This is a genomic window from Catenulispora subtropica (assembly GCF_039531675.1).
GTDB lineage: Bacteria > Actinomycetota > Actinomycetes > Streptomycetales > Catenulisporaceae > Catenulispora > Catenulispora subtropica.
Map to the genome: position 1 here is coordinate 55,921 of NZ_BAAAQM010000029.1, position 23,615 is coordinate 79,535.

Sequence of the window (23,615 nt, forward strand, 5' to 3'; positions counted from 1 at the left end):
TTCTGCTACCGCGCGACTAGTTGGAGGCCTTCTTGGCCCACTCGGAGTCCAGATACGAAGCCGCGTCCTCGGCCGATTTCTTGCCGAGCATCACGTCCTCGATCGCGCCGTACACCACGTCGGTCATCCCGGGGATCAGCGCGTCGTCGCCGGCCTCCCAGCTGAAGGCCTTGACGATGGTGCCGTCGCTCTTCGCCTTTCGGTAAAGGTCGTAGGACGCCTTGAACACCGGCCCGGTGCCGTCCGGCGGGGTGTAGCCCTTGATCGCCGGGAACAGCGCGTCGTGCAGCACGTTGTTGTCGAGGTTGTCCTTGTCGAGCTGGAAGCCCAGGGCGAACTTCTTGGCCGCGTCCAGGTTCTTGGCGTGCGCGCTGACCTCCAGGCCGCCGCCGGTGTAGGCGGGCATGACGGTCTTGCCGTCGTCGGTGGGCCAGGCGAAGACCCCGATGTCGTCCTTGATCGGGCTGGCGTCGGCGGCGGAGGCGAACCACACGCCCATCGGGTACATCGCGCCGGTGCCGTCCAGGAACGCCTTCTGGCTGTCGGCGTAGTTGCGCGACAGGCCGGACCGGTCGATGTAGCCCTTGGCGGCCAGGTCGCCGACCCGCCGCAGGGCGTCGACGAACCCGGGGTCGGAGAACTTCACCTTGCCGGTGTGCCGGTCCACCAGCCAGTTCGGGTCCTGGCGGTAGACCTGGGTGGCCACGGTCGCGGACAGCGGCAGCACCGCGGCGAAGGCGTCGGAGCCGCCGCCGACCTGGAACGGCAGCACGCCGGAGGCCTTGAGCTTGGCCGCGTCGTCGAGCATCTCGGCGTAGGTGGCCGGCGGGCCGGCGATGCCGGCCTTCGTGAACATCGACTTGCGGTAGTAGACCATCGGGATGGTCTGGGTGTTCGCCGGGAGCTGATACACCTTGCCGCCGATGGCGCCGCCGTCCGGCACCTCGAAGTCGCCGAGTTCACCGGGCTGCCACGCGTAGAGGTCGCCGGCCTGCGCGAAACCGGTCGGCGTGACCGCGATCATCACGTCCGGGAACTGCCCGGAGGCCTTGAGCTGCTTGGCGTAGCCGGTGCGGTCGGCGGTCGGGGAGACCAGGCGCTTGACCTTCATCCCGGGGTACTTGTCGGTGACGCGCTTGATGGCGGCGTCCCAGTAGGCCGGGGTGAGGTTCGGGGTCTCGAAGGTCAGGAACGTGATGGTGGTGGCGTCGCCTCCGCCTCCTGAGGAGGCTGCGGAGCCCGAGCCGCCGGCCGCCGAGCAGGCGGACAGGACGAGGGCCGAGACGGTGACGGCGACTGCTGGTGCTAGGTGACGACGGGGAAACGCTCGCTTCGACATCCGCTGCCTCCTGGGGTGAGGAGTGAACCCCGGGGAGCCCAGCCTCACCCGGTGCCCGTGAGCGCTCACGGGAGCGCTCACGGGCAGTAAGCGTGGGCCAGATCACACAGTCTCGTCAAGACCTCTTATCAGAAGGGATACATGCCGGCGTCCCCCATCGGCCGCCGCAGAGGGCTGCGAACGACTCAGGCCGAGCCGCGAACGCGCAGCTCAGGATGCATCATCACCGGCTCCGGCGTCCGCCCCGCCAGAAGTTCGGCGGCGGCGGCCACAGCCAGTTCGCCCATCCGCCGGATGTCGACGTAGACCGACGTGATCGGCGGCTCGACCAGCTCGCCCAGCGGCAGGCCGTCGAACCCGACGACCGCACAGTCCTGCGGCACCCGCAGACCCGCGGCCTTCAGCCCGCGCACCGCCCCGACCGCCAGCACGTCGTTGTACGTGAACACGCCCGTGATCCCCGGCCGCCGCGCCAGCAGCGCCCGGACCGCGTCCGCGCCGCCCTCGACCGTGCGGGGCGCGCGCTCCACCGCGTCCTCGTCGACGTCCAGACCCAGCTCCTTCGCGATCGCCAGGAAGCTGACGCGCCGCTTGTCGCGCGGGTCGTCGGCACCGTCGACCATGCCCAGCCGCCGGTGCCCGGCCGCGGCCAGGTGCTCCACCGCGAGCCGGACGCCGCCGGGCACGTCGATGCCCACGCCCGGCGCCGAGCCGGTGTCCCAGCCGGGGTCGAGCACCGCGAACGGCACGCCGAGCCGCACAGCGTGCGCGAGGACCGCCGGCGAGTGCAGGAACCCGGCGCCGACGTCGGCCTGGTCGGCCAGCGCGGTCAGGGCGCGGACCTCGCGCTCCGGGTCCTCGCCGGTGTCGTAGAGCACCACCTGCCAGTCCCGCGCCTGCGCCGCGCGCAGCACGCCCGAGGCCAGCTCCGGGAAGAACGGGTTGCCGATGTCGGAGATGATCAGGCCCAGGGTGGTGGTGTCCTGCCGGATCAGGCCGCGGGCGAACCGGCTGGGCCGGTAGTTCAGCGTCCGCGCGGCCTCCAGCACCCGCCGTTTGGTCTCGGCGTCGATCTCCGCCTTGTCGTTGACCGCGCGCGACACGGTCTGGCGCGACACCCCGGCCAGCTTCGCGACGTCCTCGATGGTCGCGCGCTTGGCCCGGGGCTCCGGGGAAACGTTCAAGTAGGGTCGCCTCCTGCGGACCGAACGAACCGTACGACGTGCCCGCCGCCACCGGGGCATCGGGCGTCACCGTACTCGATGCGGCGCAGGTTCAGCTGGAAAAGATCGACGCGACGGCGACGCCGAACTCGCAGGTCGCCTTGACCCCGTCGCGCAGCCGTACCCAGTACGCACCGCTCCAGAACGGCGGGAAGGCGGGGTAACGCGGCTGCAGGATCCGGTGCTTGGACCGGCCGGAGGCCAACAGCTTGACCGGCGTGTACCAGATCAGGCCCAGCCCGCAGGCCACGAAGTGGACGACCAGCGCGACCGGCGTCATCAGCCAGGCGAAGACCCAGTACAGGCCCTTGAAGAAGTAGTAGAGCGCGATGAACGGGCTGAACAGCACGATGAAGAAGATCGCCCAGAAACCGCGCTTCTTCTTCGCCGGCGGCGGAGGCGGCTGCGGCACCTGCTGGTACTGCGACGGCGCGGGCGCGTAGTACATCGACTGGTCGGTCACGGGTCCCCTCCACACTGCTGACAAGCAGCTGACAGGCTACCGCCAGCTGTGCCCGGGTCGCGGGCCGGTCCGCGAGGGCCCGGCCCGCGGCCCGGCTAGTTCGACTGCTCCAGCGGCTTCTTCAGGTCCACGTCGGTCTGGCGGAAGGTCTGCGCGGAGTTCGTCAGCATGTCCGACAGGGCCTTGAGCGACCCGTCGATCTCCTTGCGGCCGTCCCGCCACCCCGACGAGAAGCTGTGCAGCGCGTCCTCGACCTCGGCGGCCCCCATCTGGCCGTCGTACTGGTGCGTCCAGTCCCGCGCCGCGTTCATCCGGGACCGGATGGATTCGAGCTGTCCCCCGAACGCCTCGAGCGCGTCGGCGTCGACGACAAGATCCGGCATGTGCACGTCCCCCTCGTGGCAGTGACCGATGTCCGCGATCGAGTGTATAAAAGCGCAGATGTCTGCGGCCAGGTGTTACCGGAGGCCGCCGACGATCCGCTCCGCGCTGCTCACGAGGGTATGCCGGGCGAAGGCGGAGGGGTCCCCGACGATCGCGCCGCCGCGCTTGACCACCCGGCCGTCGACGAGCACGGTGTCGACGTTGCCGGTGTGGGCCGCGGAGACGACGGCGCCGACCGGGTCGTGGTGCAGCGGGACCAGGTTGGGGGCGTCGGCGCGGAGCAGCAGCAGGTCGGCGCGCTTGCCGGGGCGCAGGGAGCCGGTCCGGTCGGCCAGGCCCAGGGTCTCGGCGCCGCCCAGGGTGGCCGCGCGCAGCACGTCGGCGGTCGTCGGCCGGGCGCCGCCGCCCAGGTGGCCGGTGACGAGCGCGGCCCGCATCAGGGTGAACATGTCGCCGGCGGCGGCCGTGACCGCGTCGGCGCCGAGACCCAGGCCGACGCCGGCGGCGCGGAGCCGGCCGATCATCGGGGCGCCGTGGCCCATCTGCGCCTCGACCGCCGGCGCGATGGCGACGGCGCCGCCGGACGCGGCGATCAGGGCGAGCTCGTCGTCGGGCAGGGAGTTGCCGTGGACATAGACGGTGCCGGCGGCCAGCAGGCCCTCCCGGTCCAGGGCGGCGACCGGCCGCGCGGCCACCGGACCGGAGGCGACGTGCACCGTGACCGGCACGCCGAGCTCGCGGGCCAGCTTCCAGTCCTCGCGGACCGTCTCGATCGGCGCGTAGGACGGGCCGGCCGGCGACAGCGCCATCGTGAGCAGGGCGTCGTCGGAGGCGAAGTGCTGTTCGCGGACGCGGCGGACGTCGGCGAGGTCGCGGGCCGCGGCGTCCATGGCCGGGTATCCGTAGCCGAACACGGCGCGGACGCGGGAGTCGGTCAGCGCGGCCACGGCGGCGTCGGCGTGCTCGGGCGTGTACATGATGTGCGCGAAGTCCTGCACCGTGGTGATGCCCGCGTCGAGGCACTCCAGAGCACCGAAATACGTGCTCGTGTACACGTCCTCCGGGGTGTAGCGCGGGGCCAGGCGGCCGAGGACCAGTTCGAGGTAGGCGCCGAGGTCGGAGTCGGCGGTCAGCGCCCGGAGGGCGGTGAGCCACAGGTGGCGGTGCGCGTCGACGAAGCCGGGCAGCACCAGGAACTCGGAGGCGTCCAGGACTTCCGCGTCCGGCGCGGACAGCTGCGGGCCGACCGCGGCCACGCGGCCGTCCTCGACGAGCAGGTCGACGCCGGTCCGGACGACCGGCGGAGCGGACGGGTCGGCGTCGAAGTCGACGAGCCAGGCTATATCGGAGACGAGCAGCCGGGAGGCGGTCATCGAGATCCCTTCATAGAAAGCTTTCCCTAAAGCTATCCCGGAAGGGGTCTAGGCTGTCAAGCGTGACCAGCGATCCGGACCGCGTCGAGGAGCTGCTGGCCGCCTGGCGCACCGAGCTCCCGGCAGCGCTGAGCCCGGCCAGTGAGCTGACCAAGCGCGTCCTCGTCCTGGCCGGCCGGCTGGACGCGGCCACCCGGGCGGTGCTCCCCGGCCTCGGCCTGACCGTGGCCGCCTTCGACATCCTGGCCACTCTGCGCCGCTCCGGGGCCCCCTACCGACTGCGCTCCAACGAGCTGACCCACGCCCTGATGCTGTCCACCGGCGGCACCAGCAACGTCATCAACCGCCTGGCCGCCGACGGCCTGGTCCACCGCGAACCCGACCCCGACGACGGGCGCAGTACCCTGGTCCGCCTCACACCGGAGGGTGTGGCGGTGGCCGAGCGCGCGATCCTCGCCAACACCGCGGCCCACGACGCCGTGTTCGCGGGCCTGCCGGCCGACGTGATCACGGCCGCGACCGAGGCGCTGCGGGCGATTCCGGCGCCGCCGCGGCCCGCGCCCGAGTCGCGGGCCTGACCGGCCGCGCGGTCGCGGCGGCCGGGTGCGCGGGCCTGAGCGCGGTCACCACTCCTAACGCGAACGCCATCCAAGCGCCCCACGCCCCCGCCGCGAACCTCCGGCGGTCTCCGGCTCGACCGCCGCCGTCCGCACCGCGGCGGCCGCCTGTGCCGCGGCCCGCACTCCGGGCACCCGCTCGGAAACGTGGTCGGGACCATGGTCGGGAACCCGCTCGGCGATCCGTTCCGTCGCCCGCCCCCGCACCTCCTGCGCGAACCTCTGCGACCATTGCCCCCGCTCCACACTCAGCGCCGCCTCGGCGAGCCGCAGACGCTGGATGTCCGCGGTACCAGCGGGAGCCAGCACATGGTAGGCGTCGCGCAGATAGCGCTCGATGCGATAGCGGGTCTGGAGGCTGCGGGCGCCGATGACGTCCATCGCGGAGCGTGCCGACTCGATGGCGTACTCGACGTTGATGAGCTTGGCGTTCATCAGCTCGGTGTCGCAGGGCAGGCCCTGGTCGAGCATGTAGACGGCATGGTAGGCGGCGAGGCGCGCGGTCATGAGCCGGGACTGCATGTCCCCGAGGCGGACCTTGATGGAGGAGATCTCCGAGATCGGCGCGTCGTAGAGGCGGCGCTGCCGGCAGTACTCGACGGTGTCCTCGACGATCGCCTGGTGGATGCCAAGGGCGACCGCCGTCAGGTTGGGCCGGCCGTACAGGATGCTGGAGGAGTAGGCGACGTCGAGGCCTTGGCCCTCTTCGCCGAGACGGTTCTCCACGGGTATCCGGCAGTCCTCCAGGACGATCTCGCCGAAGCTGAAGCCGTGTAGTCCCATCGTCGGCTCCAGCGGTTCCAGGCGGACGCCGGGCCGGTCGTACTCGACCAGGAAGGCGCTCAGGCCCTTGGATCCCGGGCCGGTGCGCACGACCACACCGTGCACGTGGCCGACGTGGGAGTTCCCGACGAAGACCTTGCGGGCGTTGAGGATGTAGTGGTCGCCGTCGCGGACCGCCGTGCCGGACATGCCGAGCACGTGGCCGCCCGACTCGGGCTCGGTGACCGCGATGGTGGGCAGGCAGCGGCCGTCGGCGATCGCCGGCAGCCAGTGGCGGCGCTGGGCCTCGGTGCCGAAGTGCAGGATCTTGGCCACGCCCAGCTGCGAGGCCTGGACCATGGCCCCCATGGCCGCGGAGATCCGGGACAGCTCCTCGATGATGATGGTCTTGGCCAGGTGGCCGGCCTCCATCCCGCCGTACTCCCTCGGGATGGTCGCGCCGATCCAGCCGCGGCGGGCGATCGCCGCCGACAGCTCGTGATCGACGTCGCGCGTGTCCTCCATGCGCGCCACGCGCGGGCGCACCGCCTGGTCGGCGAACGCCCGCACCTCCTCGCGGAGCGCGTCGTGCCGGTCGCTGGTGAAGACCTGGTGCATGAGGGCTGACACTGCTTTCTCCTCACCGAAGGCGATCCCGTGCGAACGTATCAGCGAACACTGATGGCGCTGACCACGCACGTATATATCTACCAAGTGATCCATGCTTGGCAAGACAGTGTTCGATTCCGTATATGCGGTGCCCCCGGCGCGCCCTCGCTGTTCCCGTCCGGAATGCCCGCTGTATCAGGGGGCATCCGTCTGATCCTCGACATCCGCGGCGATCTCCTTGGCCCGGGCCAGGCACGTGACGGCGTCCGTGTCGGTCAGCCCGAAGGTCAGGACGGCGGCCTCCTGCCCGGGCACCCGCACCGGCACCGCGGCGAACGCGATGGTGGCGGTCGCCGGGCCGTTCAACGGGATCGGCGGCGTGACCATCGGCTCGCCGCCGCGCTCCAGGTGCTCGATGATGGCCAGGATGCCGACCGGCGCCAGGTGCGGGAACACCTCCGGGGCCGGCGCGCCGAGCTGCTCGACACCGCCGAACAGCTGCTCATGCCACGCGTTCGCGTACAGCACCTCCAGACCGGGGCTGGCGGTGATCATCACCGGGCCGTCGGCGGCGGCCAGCACCCCGCCGATCTTCTGGCGTCCGCCGATCTCGGCCAGGACGCGGTCCCGGGCCTCCTTCAGGACCTGAAGGCCCTGGTTCCCCCAGGAGTTGCCCTCGGACTCGCTGCGCGGCGCCGGATCGATCGCGCACACCGTGCCGATCACCGTGCCGTCGTCGTCGATCAGCGGGACGCCGATGTAGCTGCGCACGCCGAGTTCGTCCACCACCGGGTTGCCGCGGAACCGGGAGAACTCGAAGACGTCGTCCAGGGTGAGCGCGGCCTTACGGCCCACGACGTGCACGCAGAAACCCTGGTCCATGTCCATGAACCGGCCCGGGTCCCCGAGGAAGGCCGGCTCGCCCGAGGACGGCTCCTTGCCGTACAGGCCCACGAAGTACTGCCCGCGCTCCCCCACCAGGTTCACCATCGCCGCGGTGGCGCCGGTGCTCTCCGCGGCCGTGCGCGCCACCTCGTCGAACACCGTGTCCGGGACGCTGGCCAGACCGAGCTCGCGCTGGCGGGCCACCCGGGCGCCGGCGTCCGAGGGCGCCGGCCGGCCCAGCCGCAGGGCCGGGGTCTCGAAGTCTCGATCAGTCATATGCAGCTTCCTTCGTGCACGGCGGGGCGGGGCTCGGCGGGCCGCACGGTCCGGTGGTCGGCGGTCTGCAGGTGGCGCACCAGGCCGATCAGCACGTTCACGGCCGAGGTGCGGGAGCGGGCGTCGCACATCACCACCGGCACCTCGGCCCGCAGCTGCAGCGCGTCGCGGACCTCGGCGGCGGTGTACGCGTACGGCGCGCCCTCGAACTCGTTCACCGCGACCACGAACGGGATGCCGGTGCGCTCGAAGTAGTCCACGGCGTCGAAGGAGTCCTCGATGCGCCGGGTGTCGACCAGCACGATCACGCCGAGCGCGCCGATGCACAGCTGGTCCCACATGAACCAGAACCGCTCCTGGCCCGGCATTCCGAACAGGAAGAGCACGTACTCGTCGGCGATGCTGATCCGGCCGAAGTCCAGCGCCACCGTGGTGGTGGTCTTGCCGCCGGTCAGCGCCACGTCGTCGACCCCGCGGCTGGCCTCGGTGATGGTGGCCTCGGTGGTCAGCGGCACGATCTCGGACACCGCGCCGACCAGCGTGGTCTTGCCGACGCCGAAGCCGCCGGCGATCAGCAGCTTCAGGCCGCCGGGCAGATCAGAGTTTGTAGAGGGCATCCAGCACCTTCTCCAGGAGGTCCGTACTGGGCCGCGCGCGGTCGAAGACCGGGACCGGCGCGCGGGTGTCGATGGCCCGCCGGCCGAGCAGGTCGGACAGCAGGATCTTGGTCACGGCCAGCGGCAGGCCGGACAGCGCCGAGACCTCGGCCACCGAGATCGGGCGGCGGCACAACGTGAGGATGTCGTCGTGGTCCGGGCCCAGGCCGTCGAGCGGCCGGCCGGTGGCCACCACATGGGTGACCAGGTGGAAGTCGGCGTGCGGCGCGGTGCGCCCGCCGGCCACCGCGTACGGGCGGATCAGGCGGCCGGCCGCCTGGTCGACGAAGGCTCCGGGATCGCCACGGTTCACGATCGCGCCCGGCTCACGACCGCACCTGGGACGCGGCCAGGGGATCCGCCTCCGGGTACGGCCGGGACGCCGGCTGGTGCTGCTGGAACGGGTTGCCGGCGCGCGGCGCGGTGGCCAGTTCCTTCACCACCCCGGTGACACAGCGCTGCATCTCGAAGCCGATCTGCCGCGGGTCGGCCGACCGGTCCGCGAGCACGCCGATGCACGTCCCCGGACCGGCCGCGCCCACGCAGAGGAACGCGCCGTCCAGCTCCACCACCACCTGCCGCACGCCGCCGGCCCGGACCGTCTGGCCGATCGCGGTGACGATGCCCCACATGCCGCTCTCGGCGGCGGCCAGGGTGTCGGCCTCATCCTTCGTCAGGCCCGGGGTGAAGGCGCGGACCAGCCCGTCCGTCGACATCAGCAGCACGCTGCGGGCCGCCGGGATGCTCTCCAGCATCCGGTTGATCAGCCAGCTGAGGGTCTCTTCGGTGTGGGAGGTCACTGGTTCCACTCCTGACGGTTCACGGTGGGGCGGTCGTGCGGCGCGTAATCCGGCGCGTAGTCCTGGGCGTAGTCCGGGGCCGCGGGTCGCGCGGGAGCCGGTGCGGACGGATCCGGTCCGGGCGCCGGGGCCCACACCCGGCCGGACTCCGGCCGTCGCCCCGCGGCCGGGTCGGACAACGACGGGAAGGACAGACCGGGAGGCACCGGCGCCGGCGTCCCCTCGGAGCCGGCCGACAGCCCCTGCCAGAAGTCGGACATCATCGTCGGCGACAGCGCGCCCGCGCCGTACTGGGGCTGCGTGTCGTCGGCTTGCAGCAGGCGCGCGGAGATGTGGCCCTGCGGGGTGCGGCGACGCAGCTGCGGACGGCCGTCGGGCAGCAGCGCCGGACCCGCCTCCGGCCCGGGCTCCTCGTGCCGGGGCAGCGGCGGCGGGACCTCGGGCGGAGCCGGCTGGGCGGCGTACCGGCCGGTGACCGGGCGGGGCGTCGTGACCGGCTCGGGCCGGGGCCGGGACGGGGACCGGCCCGGCGGCTGCGGCTTCGGCGGGAGCGGCGAGACCACCGGCGACAAGGTGGCGGCCGATCCGGGCGGACTCGCCGGACCGGCGGCACCGACGGCACCGACGGCACCCGCGGAACCGGCGGAACTGAACGAACCGGGCGCCCCCTGGGCCGCCCGGTCGGCGGCGATCGGCGCCAGCGCCGGCTTGGCGGGAAGCTGCGTGGTGTCCACCCCGCGGCGCGGCTTGCCGCGGTCGCCGGCCGGCTGCTCCTCGGGCGCCAGCAGCGCGTCCGGGATCACCACCAGCGCCATGGTGCCGCCGGTGACGTTGGGCTGCAGCTCGACCGCGATGCCGTGCCGCTGCGCCATCTTCGCCACCACCGACAGGCCGATGCGGCCCTGGGACAGCAGGTCCCGGACGTTGGCGCCGGACGGGTCGCGCAGCAGGGTGTTGAGGCGCCGGATCTGGTCCGGCTCCATCCCGATGCCGTGGTCGTCGATCTCGATGGCCAGGCCCGCCGCCACCCGGTGCGCGCCGACCGTGACCTTGGTGTTGGGGTTCGAGTAGTTGGTGGCGTTCTCCACCAGCTCGGACAGGATGTGGATGACGTCGGACACGGCGTGCCCGTGGATCCGGCCCGGGGCCCGCGGGATCACCTGCACGCGCGGGTAGTCGGGGGTCTCGGAGACCGCCGAGCGCTGGGCCACGGTGACGGGCACCGGCTGGGTCCACTGCCGTTGCGGCATGGCGCCGACCAGCACGCCGATGTTCTCGCCGTAGCGGCGGACCTGCGTGGCCTGGTGGTCGATGCCGAACAGGGACTTGAGGAGCTTGGGGTCCTCGACCTCGTTCTCCAGTTCGTCGAGCCGGTTGATCTGCTGCAGTACCAGGGTCAGCAGCCGGCGGACCAGCTGGGCGAAGATGACCTGCAGGTCCACGCCCTCTTCGGAGACGACCGCCGTCGAGGTCCCCGCGGGGTTCGCCGGAGCGTTCACGGCGGCCATCACGGCGGCGGCCTCGGCGGCGCTGGCCGCGACCTCCGGTGGGGGCGCGGGCATCGGGGGCGCCGGGGGGACCGGCTGCGGGTGGGCGTACTGCTGCGGCGCGTACGCCGGAGAGCCGGGGGCGCGGTGGCGGAGCTCGTCCTCACGCGCCGAGCGGCCGGCGAAGGCGAGAGTCCCCACCACCACCGCGAGTATGAGGAAGCCGAGGACCCAGACCGCGACCATCGTGCCGCCGCCTATGTGATAGCCCGCGGACTGCGCGCCGTCGACGACGATCGCCACGGCCGCTCCGGCGAGGACCGCCGAGCACACCGACGGCGCCACCACCCAGGCGGCCGGCCGCCGCGCGCCCGTCCGGCGCTCCCCGGCCACTCCCCAGGCCGCGTGCCGGCCCGGCGCCCCGGGCCCGATCCGCGGCGCCTCCTCGACGCCGTCCGCCGTGATCACCGGAGATCACCACCGGTCCGGTTGCCAGCTTGCACGGAAGCCATATGCCAACCCTGTGTTCCTCTGAGATTGCGATCGGGAATCCGGCCTGAATTCGAAGAACGTATCAGAAATCTGACATACGAGAGCCCCTTCGAACATTCTGACCCATTACCGCGGCCCCTCACCGAGCACGGTATCTTAGGGTATGGATAAGAGGTTCATGGGATAACAGCGGTTCGGCGGCGAAATCGAACGCACGAGCGGATGCGGGTATCAGCGTCGGATCATCGAGCGCATAAACGGGTCATTACAAGCACCTGGCAGCATGATGACGCAGAATTCGACACCACACGCATAGTCGGGCATCGCCCGCGGAGGGCCGTGACGGCGACCCGACGCCGGAAGCGCTCACGCGAGGGTGGAAGCGGCGGGCTTTCACACCGCCTCCACCGCACCTCCACACCCCATAACCTGGGTGCGAACCCACCACATCGGGTGTGTATTCTTGCGCCCTCTTGTGACGTCGAACACCGTGTCGACGTTCGTCCCGGGGAGGGTTACTCAGTTGTCCACGAAGTTCACCCGGAAGCCGCTCGCCGTCACCGCGATCGTCGCCTCCTCCATCGGCACCGCGCTGGCCGCCGGCGGCGCCGCGCACGCCACCACCTACGGCACCGCGCCGAGCCCGGTCACCGTCACCGCGAACGGCGCGATCAACGTCGTCGGCGGCGGGAAGATCGCCCTGCCGGCCGGTGCGCACGACGTCTCGTGGGCCGGCCAGGGGGGCCGGTTCGCCTACATCGGCGCCGACAACGCCGTCTACACCGCCGACTACGACGGCTCCCACGCCATCAAGATCGCGCAGGGCACGGCGCCCTCGCACACCGTCTGGGACGTCTCCAGCGAGGTCGTGTACTGGACCGAGGGCACCGGCGCCACCGCCAAGGTGGTCGGCGCGCTGGCCAACGGCGACTCCGCGGACGCCCCGCACCCGACCTTCGACCTGGTCGCCACGCCGCCGGCGGGCCTGGGCCTGAGCAACGCCGACGTCGCGGCCGACGAGGCCGGCAGCATCGTGCTGCAGACCACCGACGCCTCGAACAAGACCGGCGTCTCGGTGGTCTCGTACGGCGCCGACGGCAAGCAGGTCGTGGCCCAGGTCGTCGCCCCCGGTGACGCCAAGACCGGGGGCTCGGCGCCGACCATCTCGCCCGACGGCAAGACCATCGTCTTCGTCCGCACCGACGCGAACGACGACACCCAGCTGTTCGCCACCACGCTGCAGGGCGGCGCCTGGTCGACGCCGAAGCAGATCACCGCGCAGACCGGCGCCCACTCGGCCCCGATCTTCGAGGCCGACAACAAGACGGTCGCCTTCGAGTACAAGAACCGCGCCACCCCGGCCGGCGGCGCCGCCGACGGCACCTACCAGGTGGTCCTGGCCGACGCGCTGGGCGCCGCGGCGCCGAGCGCGGCTCTGGAGAAGAGCGTCTCGACGCTGAGCGGCGGCCTGGCCGTGCGCACCGACAACCCGGGCTTCGTCTTCCGGTTCGCCGGCAGCGACCGCATCGACACCGCGGTGCTGGCGTCCCACCAGGCCTGGCGGACCAACGGCGCGCCCGCGAACGACACCCGCCAGCAGGCGAAGGCGGTCGTGCTGTCCCGCTCGGACCTGCCCGCCGACGCCCTGGGCGGCTCGGCGCTGGCCGCCAAGGAGCACGGCCCGCTGCTGCTGACCGACACCAAGGTGCTCTCCGCGGAGACGCAGGCCGAGCTCCAGCGCGTGCTGCCCGGCGGCGGCACCGTGTACCTGCTGGGCGGCACCGCGGCCATCTCCCCGGCGGTCGAGGCCAAGCTCAAGGCCCTGCACTACACGGTGAACCGGATCTCGGGCAAGGACCGGTACGAGACCGCGGTGAACATCGCGAAGACCGCCGAGCCCAACGCCACCGACGTGCTGGTGGCGACCGGCGCGAACTACCCGGACGCGCTGTCGGCCGGTGCCGCGGCGGGCGCCTACTCCGGCATGGTCGTGGTCCTGACCGACGGCGACAAGATGCCCGCGGTCACCGACCAGTACCTGCAGGGCAAGGCCGTCGACCATCAGCTGCGCTACGTGGCCGCCATCGGCGGCGCGGCCAACAACGCGCTCAAGGGGGCCGGCTGGTCCGGCTACGACGCCCTCGTCGGCGCCGACCGCTACCAGACCTCGTACCTGGTCGCGCACGACATCTTCGGCACCTTCGGCACCATCGGCGTCGCCACCGGCGCCAACTGGCCGGACTCGCTGTCCGGCGGCGCCCTGATGGGCAACCACCACGGCCCGCTGCTGCTGGTGGACCCGGCGGTCGGCCTCACCGCCCAGGACGACGCCCTGATCGACGCCAACCGCGGCGCCGCGAACTGGGGCTTCGTCTTCGGCGGCCCGAACGCCCTGCCGCTGCGCGTCGACCAGCAGCTGGCCGCGGACATCCAGACCGCGACCGGCTCCAAGACCGCCCCCGTCCACCCCGCCACCGCGCCGCACCTGGCGACCCCGAACGTCGCCAAGCACTGAGGTCCGGGCGGCGGCCCGGACGTGAGCTGAGCAACGCGGAGAAGCGGCCGGGCCGCGAGGTGTGCGCCTCGCGGCCCGGCCGCTTCGTCTTCCGTTCCAGGGCTCTGCTGCACCGGCGCCGACGAAGTCGGTGTGGCGGAAACCAGACACGCTTGGCGCCAGACTGGCCTCGCATGTACGGACTCAGCATCACCGTTCGCCTACCCAAAGTCGACCGAAGGCCGGATCACGGCCAGCCTGGCGAAGCAGCCGATGAGAGACGGGCGAGGGCCCGTCGTTCGAGTTCGCCCACCCCGCCCCAGACGCCGTAGACCTCGGGCAGAGTCAACGCATGGGCGGCGCACGCCGCCCGGACCGGACACGTGGCGCAGCCGGGCGCGGACGGCCCCCACCTCTACCGCCTCGCCGACCTGCAGCGCCTCCCGGCGCTCCGCAAGAAGACGGACTCATGACCCGCGCCGCGGCGGCCGACACGGCGCTTCCCTTTCCGGCGGGGCGACGGCCCGCCACCACCGTCCGAGCACGATCAGCCCGCGAAAGGCGGCACCGACCACGGCGATCGATTCGATGTTGGTGAGCACACCGACGCAGCCTTGGTACCGGAACAGCATCACCATGACCGCCACCGTGGGTATGGCGACGACGATGTTCGACAAGGTCCTCGACGCCAGCACGTGATCCGCCGGCCGCCAACACGCCTTGGCGATGTCGGATGCCCGCAGCCGGAGTGCGGCGACGACCATCCCCATCGCCGTGCGCACCGTCTCGTCAGTCGGTGACTCCGCGAGCACCGCCGACCAGTCGGAGCGGAGCGCGGCCCGACTGGAACCGGCGATACCACCGGCCAGCCCGCACAGGCGCCGACCCGCCCACGCCCTCCTTCTCGGCGGCTTCGCCGGTGTGAAGAACCAGTCGAGGATGTCGAAGAAGGGAAAGGGCAGAGCCACCTCTTCCTTCATGAGATCTCCCCCACTGCGCCGGGACGAGGAGCCCAGACGAGGTTCCGCCGGCGACGCTCCTCCCACTCCGCCTGCAGCGCGGCCGATCCGGCCCGGGTCAGCTCGAAGTAACGGCGGCGAGGACGGTCGGCGGGCTGCGGCTCCTCCCACGTCGCCGAGATCAGGCCCGCATCCAGCAGGCGCTCCAAGACCGGGTACACGGTGCCGGTGCCATAACCGGTCTTCTTGCAGATGGACAACCCCCACTCGGGGGAGTCCTGCGCGGCGGCGGCGAGGAGACTGAGGACATCCAGCACCGTCGCGGTCATACGGAGACGTCGCGCTCCCATGCTTCGGACTGTAGACCCCTGACACCCCTATGTCGACAACCTGAAGTCCCAGCTCGAAGGCGATGTTCGAAGGTGGTCGGGGCTGTTCGGCGGAGCAACGGAAAAGACGCCCCGTTAAGCGATTGCGGCGTCGGGGTGGTCCGGGCGGCTCAAAGCATCGCGGCGCACCAACAGCTACTTGAGGTACCCGATCTGGGGAGCCTTCACCATACCGGCCGTAGCGGTACCGCTTGGTCTTCGTGGATAGCCGTGATGTAGGCCCGCAGGTCGTGGTCGAGTGCGGCTAGTCGTTCGGCGCCGATCACTTCGGCCAGTTCCTTCTCGACTTCCGCCCACAGGCGATCGGCCAGTTTCAGATAGTCATGCCCGCGGGGCGTCAGCGCCAGGACTTGTGCGCGCTTGTCGCTGGCGTGCGGCCGGCGCTCGAGGTAGCCCCAGCCCTCCAGCTCCGCGACCGTCTTGGACGCGGCCTGCTTCGTCACGCCGAGGTGCGCCGCGAGGGTGACGGTGGTGGCCTGCTGGTTCGAGGCCAGGTACCGGAAGGTGTATCCGTGTGCCGGACGCAGCGGTTCCCGCCCCAGGTCGGCAAGCCTCGCGTGGAACCGGTCGGTCATGGTGCGATACGCGACCGCCATCAGGAGCGGCACCTGGCCCGGGCGCGGATCGGTGAAGTCGGGACTCTGCGGCATGGTGGTTCCCTCTGAATAAGTAGTCAATCCAGTTGACTTGTTCTCGGCCGGACCCTAGGGTGAAGTAGTCAATGAGGTTGACCATAACACTCGGGAGAAGCCATGCCCCTGACCACCCTCGCCGACGCGCCCACCTTCGAGCGCGACGGTTTCACCTTCCGGCCGCTGGCCGTCCCGTCCCGGGGCAGCGCCGAGCTGGCCGTCTGGACCGTGGAACTCGCGCCCGGGGTCCACAGCGAGGTCCACAGCATGGACCGCGAAGAGGTCTTCGTCGTCGTCGAAGGCCGAGTGTCCGCGACCGTCGCCGGCGAGGACGTGCTCGCCGCGGCCGGCGACGCGATCGTCGTGCCCGCGCACGCCGTCCTGCAACTGCGCAACGCGTGCCCGCAGAACCCGGCCCGAGTCACGGCGGTGACCAGCGTCGGAATGCGCGCGACTGTCGGCGGGAACTCCTTCGCCCCGCCGTGGGCACAGTGACGCTGGACGACGTCACCGAGATGGCCAGGTGGCGCTGCACGAGCGCCGAGCCCGTGATCGCGGCTGGTGGGATGTCATGCGCGACTGCCCGGCCCCGGACGCCGCGATCTGCCTGAGCTGGTTCCGCGGATCGGGCACGGACTTCGTCGTCGCCTCCCAGGAGATGGCCGCACGTATAAAGGCAGGTGCGCCGCACTTACCTGCCACGTCTGACCTACGTGGCGATCGAGGGACGAATGCCCACTCCCACGGTCCAGGAGGCGGTGCGATGCGGCGGGCGGGCACAGTGAAGAGCCACCATCCTGAAACGGCTGATCAGGGGACTGGCTTGGCCGGGTTCGTGGGTTCTCGTACTGGTCATGGGCATGGGCGGGTGTCTGTGGTGTAGATCGTCCGCCAGGGTGATTGGTGGTGGTTGCGGCCCGCGTCCTCTGGCGTGCTTCCTACGCTCGCCCTCATGGCGGATGCCGTGATGCTGGAGCGGATCGCCGCTCGTCATGTCGACACGGGCAACCGCCCTGCTCAGAGCCCTGCTCGTCCTGACGTACCTCGAAACCGACACCACCCCGAGCAGCTGATTCATGTCGGCGCGATCTCCATCGCACGTCGGGCGGCGGCGCCGCCGCCCGACTTCGGCAAGGTTCATGGACCCGCCATTCAGACGGCGGCCATGTTCTCAGTGAAGTACTCGGTGAGCTTGTCCACGGCAGGACCGATGTACTCCTGCTTGTCGTACATGTCAACGTGGCTGGCGCCCGCGATCCAGTGCACCTCAGCGGGACCGGCGGCCCGGCGGTGCGCCTCCAGCCCCATCCACGCGGTCACGGCCCGCTCCCCCAGGATCTGGAGCATGGGGCGCGGGGCAATCAGCGGCACCGCGTAGAAGACGTCGCTTGACGCCATTTTGTCGATGCTCTCCCAGGCCAGGAACTTCGCGGAACGCTCGTGGTATCCGCGCGCGCCGCAGTAGTACTCCCAGCCTTCCACACCGTGGGCGCCGCCGAGCGCACCGGCCTGCTCCGCCGTGTCCGGGAACATCGTCATCACGCCGGGGTCGTCGCCACGGGCGCCGGCGGAGCGGGCCTGCGCCGAGGCATCCAGCAGCGATTGGAAGACAGCCGGGGACTGCGTGCCGTCGGCACCGTAACGGAACTGGCGGGCGGGCTCGGCCGTCGACACCGTCGCCACGGCGCGCACCCGGTGGTCGCCGGCGGTGGCAGCCAGCGAGTAGCCGCCGGAGGCGCACACCCCGAGCAATCCGATGCGGCCGGCGTCGACCTCATCCCTGGCGGTCAGATAAGAGACGGCCGCCTTGAAGTCCTCGATTCTCTGCGCCGGATCCTCCAACCCGCGCGGCGTCCCGCCGGACTCACCCTGATAGGCCGCGTCGAATGCCAATGTCGCAAAACCGCGTTCGGCCAACTGCCCCGCATACAATCCGGACGTCTGCTCCTTGACCCCAGTGCCCGGGTGCCCCACGACCACCGCGGGCAGGCGGACGGGGGCCGCGTTGGCCGGCAGATACAGATGCGCGGCGATTGTGATGCCGGCGCTGTCAAAGGTCACTGAAGTCCTGCTCATAAGAATGCACTCCTCGTTTCATAGTTCCTGTCTGGTCTCCAGTCTTCGCCCGACGTCAGCAAAGACGCCGCAGTCAGATGACGGCACACCTGCGATTCAGTAATGCGGTCCGCCCGGTGCGGGTTCACACTGAATGGCATGACACCCGATACGCCTGGCTGGAATCCGGACGACCTCGCCCTGCTTGCCTGCCGATCCTCGCTCGTCCTGACCGTCGGGGACGAAGCCCGGAACGGCGTCGAGATCGGCATGGCCGTCGCCGACGGCCAGCTGTACGTCCGCGCCTACAGGGGACCCGCTTCGCGCTGGTACCAGGCGGCACGCACGCATCCCCGCGGGCGGATCCGCCTCGGGGACGTCACCCGCGACGTGGTCCTCCACACCGGCGAGCCCGGCCCGGCCGAGCGGGCCGAGCGGATCGACCAGGCGTTCATCGGGAAGTACGGAGCGGTAGCCGCGGGGCTGGTCGCGGCTGACGCCGCGCGCGAGGCGACGATCCGGATAACGCCCGCTCGCTGATATCCGTTGGCCTGCGCGAGTCAGGGTTGCCGCTCAGCGCCGTCAAGGCGTCGCGCAGGTGGCACACTTCCTGGTGCCCAGCTTCGGGAGGAGCTGGTGCAGGTGGGTACCCCAACCAGGTCGTCGCCGCCGCCCGCGCCCCCGTCGAGCACGGCTTCGCCGCGCTCAAGAACTGGCGCATCCTCACCCGGCTCCGGCTGAACCCCGCACGGGCCACAGCCCTGCTACGCACCCTGCTCGTGCTGACCAACCTCGAAACAAGCCGCTGACAGACGATCTAGAACCCGGACACCCGCCCACCAACAGCACGAACACCCACAAACCCTGCCACACCAGCAACCCTGACCAGCAGCGTCATGTTGGCCCTCGCTCAGTGGTCTGCACCCGCCCGCCGGCTTGCCGGCTTGCCGGCTCAGGACGCGTCGAGGAGCTGATCCCGGCCGGGACGGTTCAAGAGGGCGCCGATCAGCGCCATGACGGCGAGGATGAGTCCGTCGCCCACCAGGTCCGGCAAGAAGACGATGTTCCACAGCCACGGAAGCGTCGCCACGATCGCCCCCGCGAGCATGGCCGGCTGCTTCCGGACTCGGAGCAGGGCGATGAACGCCACCACGGCCATGACGAGCAGGGTCCACGGTCCGCGGTCGGTGGTGGGGAGGTAGCCGGGCAGGTGCACTTCCAAGCCCAGGCTCCACGTCGCGACCGGCAGGGCGACCGCGGCGGCGGCGGCCAGCATCGCCGCTCTGTCGGTACGGCTGGTCGGCCGGATGTCCGGAGGAGCGCACAGCACCAGCAATGCGGTCACCGCGAGGAAGTCGATCCGGGAGCTGTGCCAGTGCAGCACCGGGCTTTCAAACGCCATGACGCCGGCAAGCGCCGCGCCGGCCAGGACCGTCAGTGGTCTGGCCCAAGCCCAGAATCCGGCGACGGCGAGCGCCAAGGCGACCAGAAGCAGACCATTGAGTGCCGCGGTCACAGGCGGAAGGTGGCGGCCGTTGTGCAGCGTCGCAGACTGTGTGAGTGCGTAGACCGCCGAGGCTGCGGCGCCTGCCACCAACCAGGGTGCGGCCGATCCCAGCGCTCGGCCCGAAGCGAAGGCCGAGGAGATCCTGAGACGGGTCCGTCCCGCGTGGGCGATGAGGTCGAGATCCTCGCGGACCCGCGCTATGCGTCCCTCGGCAGCCAGGCGAGCATCACAGTGCAGGGACATGATCTCGTCGCCGTGGTCGGCCCGATATCGCGCCGGATACAGCCACAGCAACCTCGCAGTGGCATGCGAGGCAGCCTCGTGGCGGCCTCGTTCGGCGTGGGACGGGCCGGAGACCGGCGGTGAGTCGTTCGGGCTCACGCGGTGACTTCCTTCCAACGGGGCGAACCTGGTACGGCGAGACGGCGTTCGGCTTCTGCGGCGGTCGCCCGGAGGCGTTCGACCTCGGCGGCGAGCACCCCGCCGCCCAGCCGCGTCAGGCGGTAGGCGCGGCGCAGGCGTCCGCCCACGGTCTGCTCGCTGTCGACCTCGATGAGTCCTTCCTGAACCAGGCGTTCCAATGCGGTGTAGAGGGTTCCGGTGCGCAGCCGCACCCGGCCGTCGGAGATCGCCAGGACCTCCTGCGCGATCGCGTAGCCGTGCCGCGGCTGATCGGCCAACGCTGTCAGCAGGAGGAGGGTGGGTTCCTGCAGCGCACGCTGTGTCATGGCCGAACAATAGGTAGTTCATCGACCTATGGGCAAGGCTTTCGCGGAATCCGACTGTTGATTCAGCGCCATAGGATCGCTCACCAGCATGAGGGCCACCTCGAAGGCGGCGTGAGGCTGAATGACTTGGAGGAGTGGTCGTGGAAGTGCATCGTGACGGGAACTGCCCCGTGGCCGGGTTGCTGCCGCAGGGCCCGGTGAACGACGTGGATCTGGCTGTGGCGACGGCGCGGAAGCGGCTCGTCGCGGAGCCGAAGCGGCGCGGCGAGATCGGCGCGATCCTGATTCATCTGCTGGATCACGGCACCGACAACCGTCCGAAGGTGGCGCGGGCGATCGCAACACTGGTTCCCGAGCAGTCCCCGCAGGCCGCAGCGCGGGTGCGCGGGTACCTTGCGGACCGGGCCGCCGACCCGCTGCTGGCCGCCTATCCGGACTGGTACACGCCGAACCAGGACTACGAGGAGTTGGCGCTCGCGATCGCGCTGGGGCTGTTGGACCCCGAGCATGCTCCGGCTGCGCGCGCCCGGTTCGCCGCCGCGAGCATGCGAGCGGTGCTGAACTTCGCCGCCGGTTACGCCGGTCTCGGCCCGCAGTACGCCCACGAGGCGATCACCCGGTTGACGGAGTATGCCGCGGACGGGAGGGGGCCGGCCGAGCAGGCGGCGGCGACGATGGCGAAGCTGGACGCCGTCTACCACCTCGCCGCCTGTCAGGCGCTGGAGTCCGTGGCGGCCGACGGGGTACCGGTCGGACTGATGGCGCGACCGTTGACGACGCTGGCCGCCGAGGCCGTGCCGGTCGCGGTGCGCATCGCGATCGCCTCGCTGCGCCTGGACCCCGTGTCGTACCTGTCGGCGTCCCGGGGACCGGACCTGGTCGACGAGGTCCGCGCGGCCGGGGAGCAGTACGCGCAGCAGTTGGACGCGGAGCTGTGGACTTTCGTGCGCGACAGTTCGCACGCGCTGAAGCTGCGCCTGGACGCCGCGGCCAAGCTGCCGCCGCAGTCCCGCGCCGAGGCGGAGGCCCTCATACTCAGCGCGCCACAACCTGAGGACGATGCGCTGACCTCGCCGATACCCGCGGCGGTCGCCGAGGCCTGGCGGCGGATCGAGGCCGAGCTCGCCGTCCGTGCGCCGGCCCTGCTCGGCGGGCTCGGCGCCCCGGCCACCCGTTCGGAGATCCAGGTGACCGAGGCGAAACTCGGCTACCGCCTGCCGGAGGACTTCGCCGCCTCCTGCCTCATCCATCGCAGTGTCGACATCCTGGGCGCGGACTGGGACGGCTGCATGCACTGGGACGTGGCACGACTTCCCGAGTTGCAGGGCGGTCATGGCATGGACTGGGACGAGCAGTGGCACGCGTGCGTGCCACTGCTCGTCGAAGGCGACGGCTCTTATGTCGTGCTCGACCTCGATCCCGGACGCGTCCCGGGCCGGCTGCTGTATTCCGACCAGGGCTGCGAACCCGACCCCGACGATGTGCGCGCCCCGAACTGGCTCGCCGTCTTGGAACGCTTCGCCGACCACCTTGAAGCCGGCCGGTACTCCTACCACGTCTACGACGAAACGACCGGCGATGCCCAGCTCTTATGGGAGTGACCCCGCTCATCCTCTGGGCTCGCGCCACGACAGCATCGCGGCCGAGCGGGACTTCGTTCGCATCTCCCGCGAGAAGGACCTGCCCGTCGCAGGTGGACCATCGACGGACCCGACGGCATGTCCGCCGGCGTCCAGCAGCCGTCCCATCCGTTTGAGCCAGCGCCAGCGTCACCGCGACTCAGTACCCGTACGGTCGGGTCGCGGGCCGCGGTCCACTGCTCGTAGTCGGCCAGATCGACTTCACGCCGTTCACCTCACCGGCTGCGAAGCCGCGCGGGGTGTTCGTCGGCGCCGGGCAGATCATGGCCAGCGCCAGGGCCCGTGGCCACGCGCCAGGTGCGGCAAAAAGAAGCCCCTGACCCGGAGTGTTCCATAAAGACCCAGGTCAGGGACGTGTGATTGGTAGGGCGCGTGGGACTCGAACTCAAGAAGTTGCGAAGCCGTTACCAGATCAACGGGCTGAATCGGACAATACATGTCGAGTCGATGACAGTGGATGACGGCCGAGACCCGCTGCATGACGGCCCGTGCGGCAATTTGCCGCACGGATGATCTTGCCTTGACCCTTTGCGTGCTACCGCTTCAGCGTAGTGGTTCGGCAGGTTGCATCGACCCGGGAGAAGGTCGAGCCGGTTGTTGCGCTGCCACGGCCCGGGCCACTGCCTCTTGGGGCACGAAGCAACCGCTGCCACGATGCAAAGGGCTCCGATGAGCGCTGGCCCACGGGCAGACGTAGTACCGGACAAGGCAAGGGCGACAGTGACGCGGACACCGCACGCTTCCGAATTGAGAAGTCCAAGGAATGTACGTCGACCACAGCGTCTGAAGCCCCCGGGACCTGAGTCTCGAGCTCGTACCCGACTTCATCGCGATCGCACGCCGAGTTGTGACGGTACGGCAAGCCCCGAAGACGGGCTTGCCGTACCGTCATATTACGAGCCTGAAGGGTCACCGCCGATTCCGAATGAACGGCTCCCTCGTAGCTCACCGCCGAACCAGGCAGTGCTCCTCGTGCCGTCGGACCCGCGCGACGAGTTCCGGCTGGCCGCTAGCCTCCGCGATCCTGCCGAACCAGCCGAACACGTCCGTGACAGCCAGTTCGGACTTGAAGAACTTCTTGATTACCATCGCCAGCACGTCCTCGTAGTTTTCCGTGGAGAGAACTCCGGCCAGTGCCACGTAGGATTCGCGCTCACCGGGCAGTAGTTCTGCGCGCGTGACGATGTTGTCAGGGGGCACCTCGCCGCCACTCAGCCCATGCAGATCCAGACAGGTTTGTTCGAAACCTTCCGTAAAGACTTCCGAGACATCGTCCACTGCGAAGTCGAGGATCAGGTGCACTCGGTCCCGGTCCGTGAACGACGCGGCACTATGCGGCCGGGTGGCATCGAGGAACCACAGCTCCCCGTGTCTCATCTGGTAGATCGTGTCGTCCTCGGAGCTGTAGCAGTCACGCGAGGTCTGGATCGGCAGATGGATGCGGATCAAGTCGTCCTCGAGCTCGAGATAATCGCGATGCGGGACCAGGACACTACCGGGAGTCAGCCGGGCCAGACGGGCGAACTTCAGCGACTCCGTCTGGAAGACGTCGCCGATCACCTCGAACAGGTACGGCAGTTGGGCACCGTATGGGGTGATACGACCCGGGCCGGAGAAGTCCTCGAGGCGTGTATCCGCGAGGTCGCCGGAGCGGTTCCACAGCATGCAACTGCGCCATGCGCCGCAGATGAACTCGCTGTACGAGTCGTTGTAGGCGAAGCCCTCGGCGCGGCGAAGGTCTTCCGCGAGGCGTTCGGCGTCCAGGTCCAGGCTGGTGATCTTGGTGGTCCGTTTCGGTGCCGCCGCGGGTGCCGGCGCCGGGGCGGTGCCGTGCGTCATGACGCT

At 70.5% G+C, this 23,615-nt stretch carries 24 protein-coding genes and 1 pseudogene; 6 read left to right on the forward strand and 19 right to left on the reverse strand.

The window, feature by feature from the left end; translation table 11 throughout:
- Positions 1-16: 16 nt before the first annotated feature.
- The 5 genes from ABD466_RS24350 to ABD466_RS24370 all read right to left on the reverse strand — a co-directional run bounded on the left by ABD466_RS24350 (position 17) and on the right by ABD466_RS24370 (position 4,782).
- Entirely contained in the window at positions 17-1,339 is a 1,323-nt protein-coding gene (locus tag ABD466_RS24350; protein ID WP_344659471.1) for an ABC transporter substrate-binding protein, read from the reverse strand.
- Between the two features lie 185 nt (positions 1,340-1,524).
- A complete protein-coding gene (locus tag ABD466_RS24355) occupies positions 1,525-2,523 on the reverse strand; it encodes a LacI family DNA-binding transcriptional regulator (RefSeq protein ID WP_344659472.1) in 999 nt (332 codons plus the stop codon).
- Between the two features lie 91 nt (positions 2,524-2,614).
- On the reverse strand, positions 2,615-3,025 hold the full coding sequence (locus ABD466_RS24360; protein WP_344659473.1) for a hypothetical protein: 411 nt from the start codon (positions 3,023-3,025) through the stop codon (positions 2,615-2,617).
- Between the two features lie 95 nt (positions 3,026-3,120).
- Positions 3,121-3,408 carry a hypothetical protein gene (locus ABD466_RS24365; RefSeq protein WP_344659474.1) on the reverse strand — a complete coding sequence of 96 codons (288 nt, stop codon included), beginning with the start codon at positions 3,406-3,408 and terminating at the stop codon, positions 3,121-3,123.
- Positions 3,409-3,483: 75 nt separating this feature from the next.
- Positions 3,484-4,782, reverse strand: coding sequence for an amidohydrolase family protein (locus tag ABD466_RS24370; protein WP_344659475.1), 1,299 nt, complete (start codon positions 4,780-4,782; stop codon positions 3,484-3,486).
- Positions 4,783-4,844: 62 nt separating this feature from the next.
- Here ABD466_RS24370 and ABD466_RS24375 point away from each other — a divergent pair, with 62 nt between their 5' ends.
- Positions 4,845-5,360 carry a MarR family winged helix-turn-helix transcriptional regulator gene (locus tag ABD466_RS24375; RefSeq protein WP_344659476.1) on the forward strand — a complete coding sequence of 172 codons (516 nt, stop codon included), beginning with the start codon at positions 4,845-4,847 and terminating at the stop codon, positions 5,358-5,360.
- 54 nt (positions 5,361-5,414) lie between these two features.
- On the opposite strand, the gene ABD466_RS24380 is transcribed toward ABD466_RS24375, so the two are convergent.
- The 6 genes from ABD466_RS24380 to ABD466_RS24405 form a co-directional block, all read right to left on the reverse strand.
- Positions 5,415-6,779 carry an acyl-CoA dehydrogenase family protein gene (locus ABD466_RS24380; RefSeq protein ID WP_344659525.1) on the reverse strand — a complete coding sequence of 455 codons (1,365 nt, stop codon included), beginning with the start codon at positions 6,777-6,779 and terminating at the stop codon, positions 5,415-5,417.
- A 186-nt stretch (positions 6,780-6,965) separates the two neighbouring features.
- Positions 6,966-7,931: a GAF domain-containing protein gene (locus ABD466_RS24385; protein ID WP_344659477.1), complete on the reverse strand. Its 966-nt coding sequence runs from the start codon at positions 7,929-7,931 to the stop codon at positions 6,966-6,968.
- Positions 7,928-8,548: a GTP-binding protein gene (locus tag ABD466_RS24390; RefSeq protein ID WP_344659478.1), complete on the reverse strand. Its 621-nt coding sequence runs from the start codon at positions 8,546-8,548 to the stop codon at positions 7,928-7,930. Before ABD466_RS24390 ends, ABD466_RS24385 begins: the two co-directional genes overlap by 4 nt.
- The gene (locus ABD466_RS24395) at positions 8,529-8,900 is read right to left on the reverse strand and encodes a DUF742 domain-containing protein (RefSeq protein ID WP_344659479.1); all 372 of its coding nucleotides are present in this window, start codon (positions 8,898-8,900) and stop codon (positions 8,529-8,531) included. Before ABD466_RS24395 ends, ABD466_RS24390 begins: the two co-directional genes overlap by 20 nt.
- Before the next feature lie 13 nt (positions 8,901-8,913).
- A complete protein-coding gene (locus tag ABD466_RS24400) occupies positions 8,914-9,387 on the reverse strand; it encodes a roadblock/LC7 domain-containing protein (RefSeq protein ID WP_344659480.1) in 474 nt (157 codons plus the stop codon).
- Positions 9,384-11,342: an ATP-binding protein gene (locus ABD466_RS24405; RefSeq protein WP_344659481.1), complete on the reverse strand. Its 1,959-nt coding sequence runs from the start codon at positions 11,340-11,342 to the stop codon at positions 9,384-9,386. The genes ABD466_RS24400 and ABD466_RS24405 overlap by 4 nt, the downstream gene beginning before the upstream one ends.
- 547 nt (positions 11,343-11,889) lie before the next feature.
- On the opposite strand from ABD466_RS24405, the gene ABD466_RS24410 reads away from it, so the two are divergent.
- Positions 11,890-13,881, forward strand: a complete 1,992-nt coding sequence (locus tag ABD466_RS24410; protein WP_344659482.1) for a cell wall-binding repeat-containing protein — start codon at positions 11,890-11,892, stop codon at positions 13,879-13,881.
- A gap of 226 nt (positions 13,882-14,107) precedes the next feature.
- Here ABD466_RS24410 and ABD466_RS24415 read toward each other — a convergent pair.
- From ABD466_RS24415 to ABD466_RS24430, 4 genes and pseudogenes are all read right to left on the reverse strand, one after another.
- Positions 14,108-14,251 (reverse strand): annotated as a pseudogene (locus ABD466_RS24415) (WhiB family transcriptional regulator); the annotation flags it as partial.
- Between the two features lie 76 nt (positions 14,252-14,327).
- Positions 14,328-14,840 carry a hypothetical protein gene (locus ABD466_RS24420; RefSeq protein WP_344659483.1) on the reverse strand — a complete coding sequence of 171 codons (513 nt, stop codon included), beginning with the start codon at positions 14,838-14,840 and terminating at the stop codon, positions 14,328-14,330.
- Positions 14,837-15,169 (reverse strand): PadR family transcriptional regulator, encoded by a 333-nt coding sequence (locus ABD466_RS24425; RefSeq protein ID WP_344659484.1) that lies wholly within the window; start codon positions 15,167-15,169, stop codon positions 14,837-14,839. Before ABD466_RS24425 ends, ABD466_RS24420 begins: the two co-directional genes overlap by 4 nt.
- A 203-nt stretch (positions 15,170-15,372) precedes the next feature.
- Entirely contained in the window at positions 15,373-15,858 is a 486-nt protein-coding gene (locus tag ABD466_RS24430; RefSeq protein ID WP_344659485.1) for a MarR family winged helix-turn-helix transcriptional regulator, read from the reverse strand.
- A 102-nt stretch (positions 15,859-15,960) separates the two neighbouring features.
- On the opposite strand from ABD466_RS24430, the gene ABD466_RS24435 reads away from it, so the two are divergent.
- Positions 15,961-16,335 carry a cupin domain-containing protein gene (locus ABD466_RS24435; protein WP_344659486.1) on the forward strand — a complete coding sequence of 125 codons (375 nt, stop codon included), beginning with the start codon at positions 15,961-15,963 and terminating at the stop codon, positions 16,333-16,335.
- 657 nt (positions 16,336-16,992) lie between these two features.
- On the opposite strand, the gene ABD466_RS24440 is transcribed toward ABD466_RS24435, so the two are convergent.
- A complete protein-coding gene (locus ABD466_RS24440) occupies positions 16,993-17,916 on the reverse strand; it encodes an alpha/beta hydrolase (protein WP_344659487.1) in 924 nt (307 codons plus the stop codon).
- 138 nt (positions 17,917-18,054) lie between these two features.
- Here ABD466_RS24440 and ABD466_RS24445 point away from each other — a divergent pair, with 138 nt between their 5' ends.
- Complete coding sequence (locus tag ABD466_RS24445) at positions 18,055-18,435, forward strand: DUF2255 family protein (RefSeq protein ID WP_344659488.1); 381 nt, start codon at positions 18,055-18,057, stop codon at positions 18,433-18,435.
- 26 nt (positions 18,436-18,461) lie between these two features.
- Positions 18,462-18,704 (forward strand): transposase family protein, encoded by a 243-nt coding sequence (locus tag ABD466_RS44450; protein WP_425558726.1) that lies wholly within the window; start codon positions 18,462-18,464, stop codon positions 18,702-18,704.
- A 143-nt stretch (positions 18,705-18,847) separates the two neighbouring features.
- Here the strand turns inward: ABD466_RS44450 and ABD466_RS24455 are convergent, their stop codons facing one another.
- On the reverse strand, positions 18,848-19,783 hold the full coding sequence (locus ABD466_RS24455; RefSeq protein WP_344659489.1) for a hypothetical protein: 936 nt from the start codon (positions 19,781-19,783) through the stop codon (positions 18,848-18,850).
- Entirely contained in the window at positions 19,780-20,130 is a 351-nt protein-coding gene (locus ABD466_RS24460; RefSeq protein WP_344659490.1) for a PadR family transcriptional regulator, read from the reverse strand. Before ABD466_RS24460 ends, ABD466_RS24455 begins: the two co-directional genes overlap by 4 nt.
- 140 nt (positions 20,131-20,270) lie before the next feature.
- Here ABD466_RS24460 and ABD466_RS24465 point away from each other — a divergent pair, with 140 nt between their 5' ends.
- The gene (locus tag ABD466_RS24465; protein WP_344659491.1) at positions 20,271-21,731 is read left to right on the forward strand and encodes an SMI1/KNR4 family protein; all 1,461 of its coding nucleotides are present in this window, start codon (positions 20,271-20,273) and stop codon (positions 21,729-21,731) included.
- A gap of 984 nt (positions 21,732-22,715) precedes the next feature.
- Here the strand turns inward: ABD466_RS24465 and ABD466_RS24470 are convergent.
- Positions 22,716-23,609: an aspartyl/asparaginyl beta-hydroxylase domain-containing protein gene (locus ABD466_RS24470; protein WP_344659492.1), complete on the reverse strand. Its 894-nt coding sequence runs from the start codon at positions 23,607-23,609 to the stop codon at positions 22,716-22,718.
- Positions 23,610-23,615 lie beyond the last annotated feature (6 nt).

Coding starts and splice junctions, on each gene's coding strand:
- ABD466_RS24420 (WP_344659483.1), bottom strand. CDS start 14,840: ATGAAGGAAGAGGTGGCTCTGCCCTTTCCCTTCTTCGACATCCTCGAC.
- ABD466_RS24370 (WP_344659475.1), bottom strand. CDS start 4,782: ATGACCGCCTCCCGGCTGCTCGTCTCCGATATAGCCTGGCTCGTCGAC.
- ABD466_RS24390 (WP_344659478.1), bottom strand. CDS start 8,548: ATGCCCTCTACAAACTCTGATCTGCCCGGCGGCCTGAAGCTGCTGATC.
- ABD466_RS24350 (WP_344659471.1), bottom strand. CDS start 1,339: ATGTCGAAGCGAGCGTTTCCCCGTCGTCACCTAGCACCAGCAGTCGCC.
- ABD466_RS24440 (WP_344659487.1), bottom strand. CDS start 17,916: ATGAGCAGGACTTCAGTGACCTTTGACAGCGCCGGCATCACAATCGCC.
- ABD466_RS24385 (WP_344659477.1), bottom strand. CDS start 7,931: ATGACTGATCGAGACTTCGAGACCCCGGCCCTGCGGCTGGGCCGGCCG.
- ABD466_RS24430 (WP_344659485.1), bottom strand. CDS start 15,858: ATGCCGCAGAGTCCCGACTTCACCGATCCGCGCCCGGGCCAGGTGCCG.
- ABD466_RS24470 (WP_344659492.1), bottom strand. CDS start 23,609: ATGACGCACGGCACCGCCCCGGCGCCGGCACCCGCGGCGGCACCGAAA.
- ABD466_RS24435 (WP_344659486.1), top strand. CDS start 15,961: ATGCCCCTGACCACCCTCGCCGACGCGCCCACCTTCGAGCGCGACGGT.
- ABD466_RS24445 (WP_344659488.1), top strand. CDS start 18,055: ATGACACCCGATACGCCTGGCTGGAATCCGGACGACCTCGCCCTGCTT.
- ABD466_RS24425 (WP_344659484.1), bottom strand. CDS start 15,169: ATGGGAGCGCGACGTCTCCGTATGACCGCGACGGTGCTGGATGTCCTC.
- ABD466_RS24365 (WP_344659474.1), bottom strand. CDS start 3,408: ATGCCGGATCTTGTCGTCGACGCCGACGCGCTCGAGGCGTTCGGGGGA.
- ABD466_RS24460 (WP_344659490.1), bottom strand. CDS start 20,130: ATGACACAGCGTGCGCTGCAGGAACCCACCCTCCTCCTGCTGACAGCG.
- ABD466_RS24380 (WP_344659525.1), bottom strand. CDS start 6,779: ATGCACCAGGTCTTCACCAGCGACCGGCACGACGCGCTCCGCGAGGAG.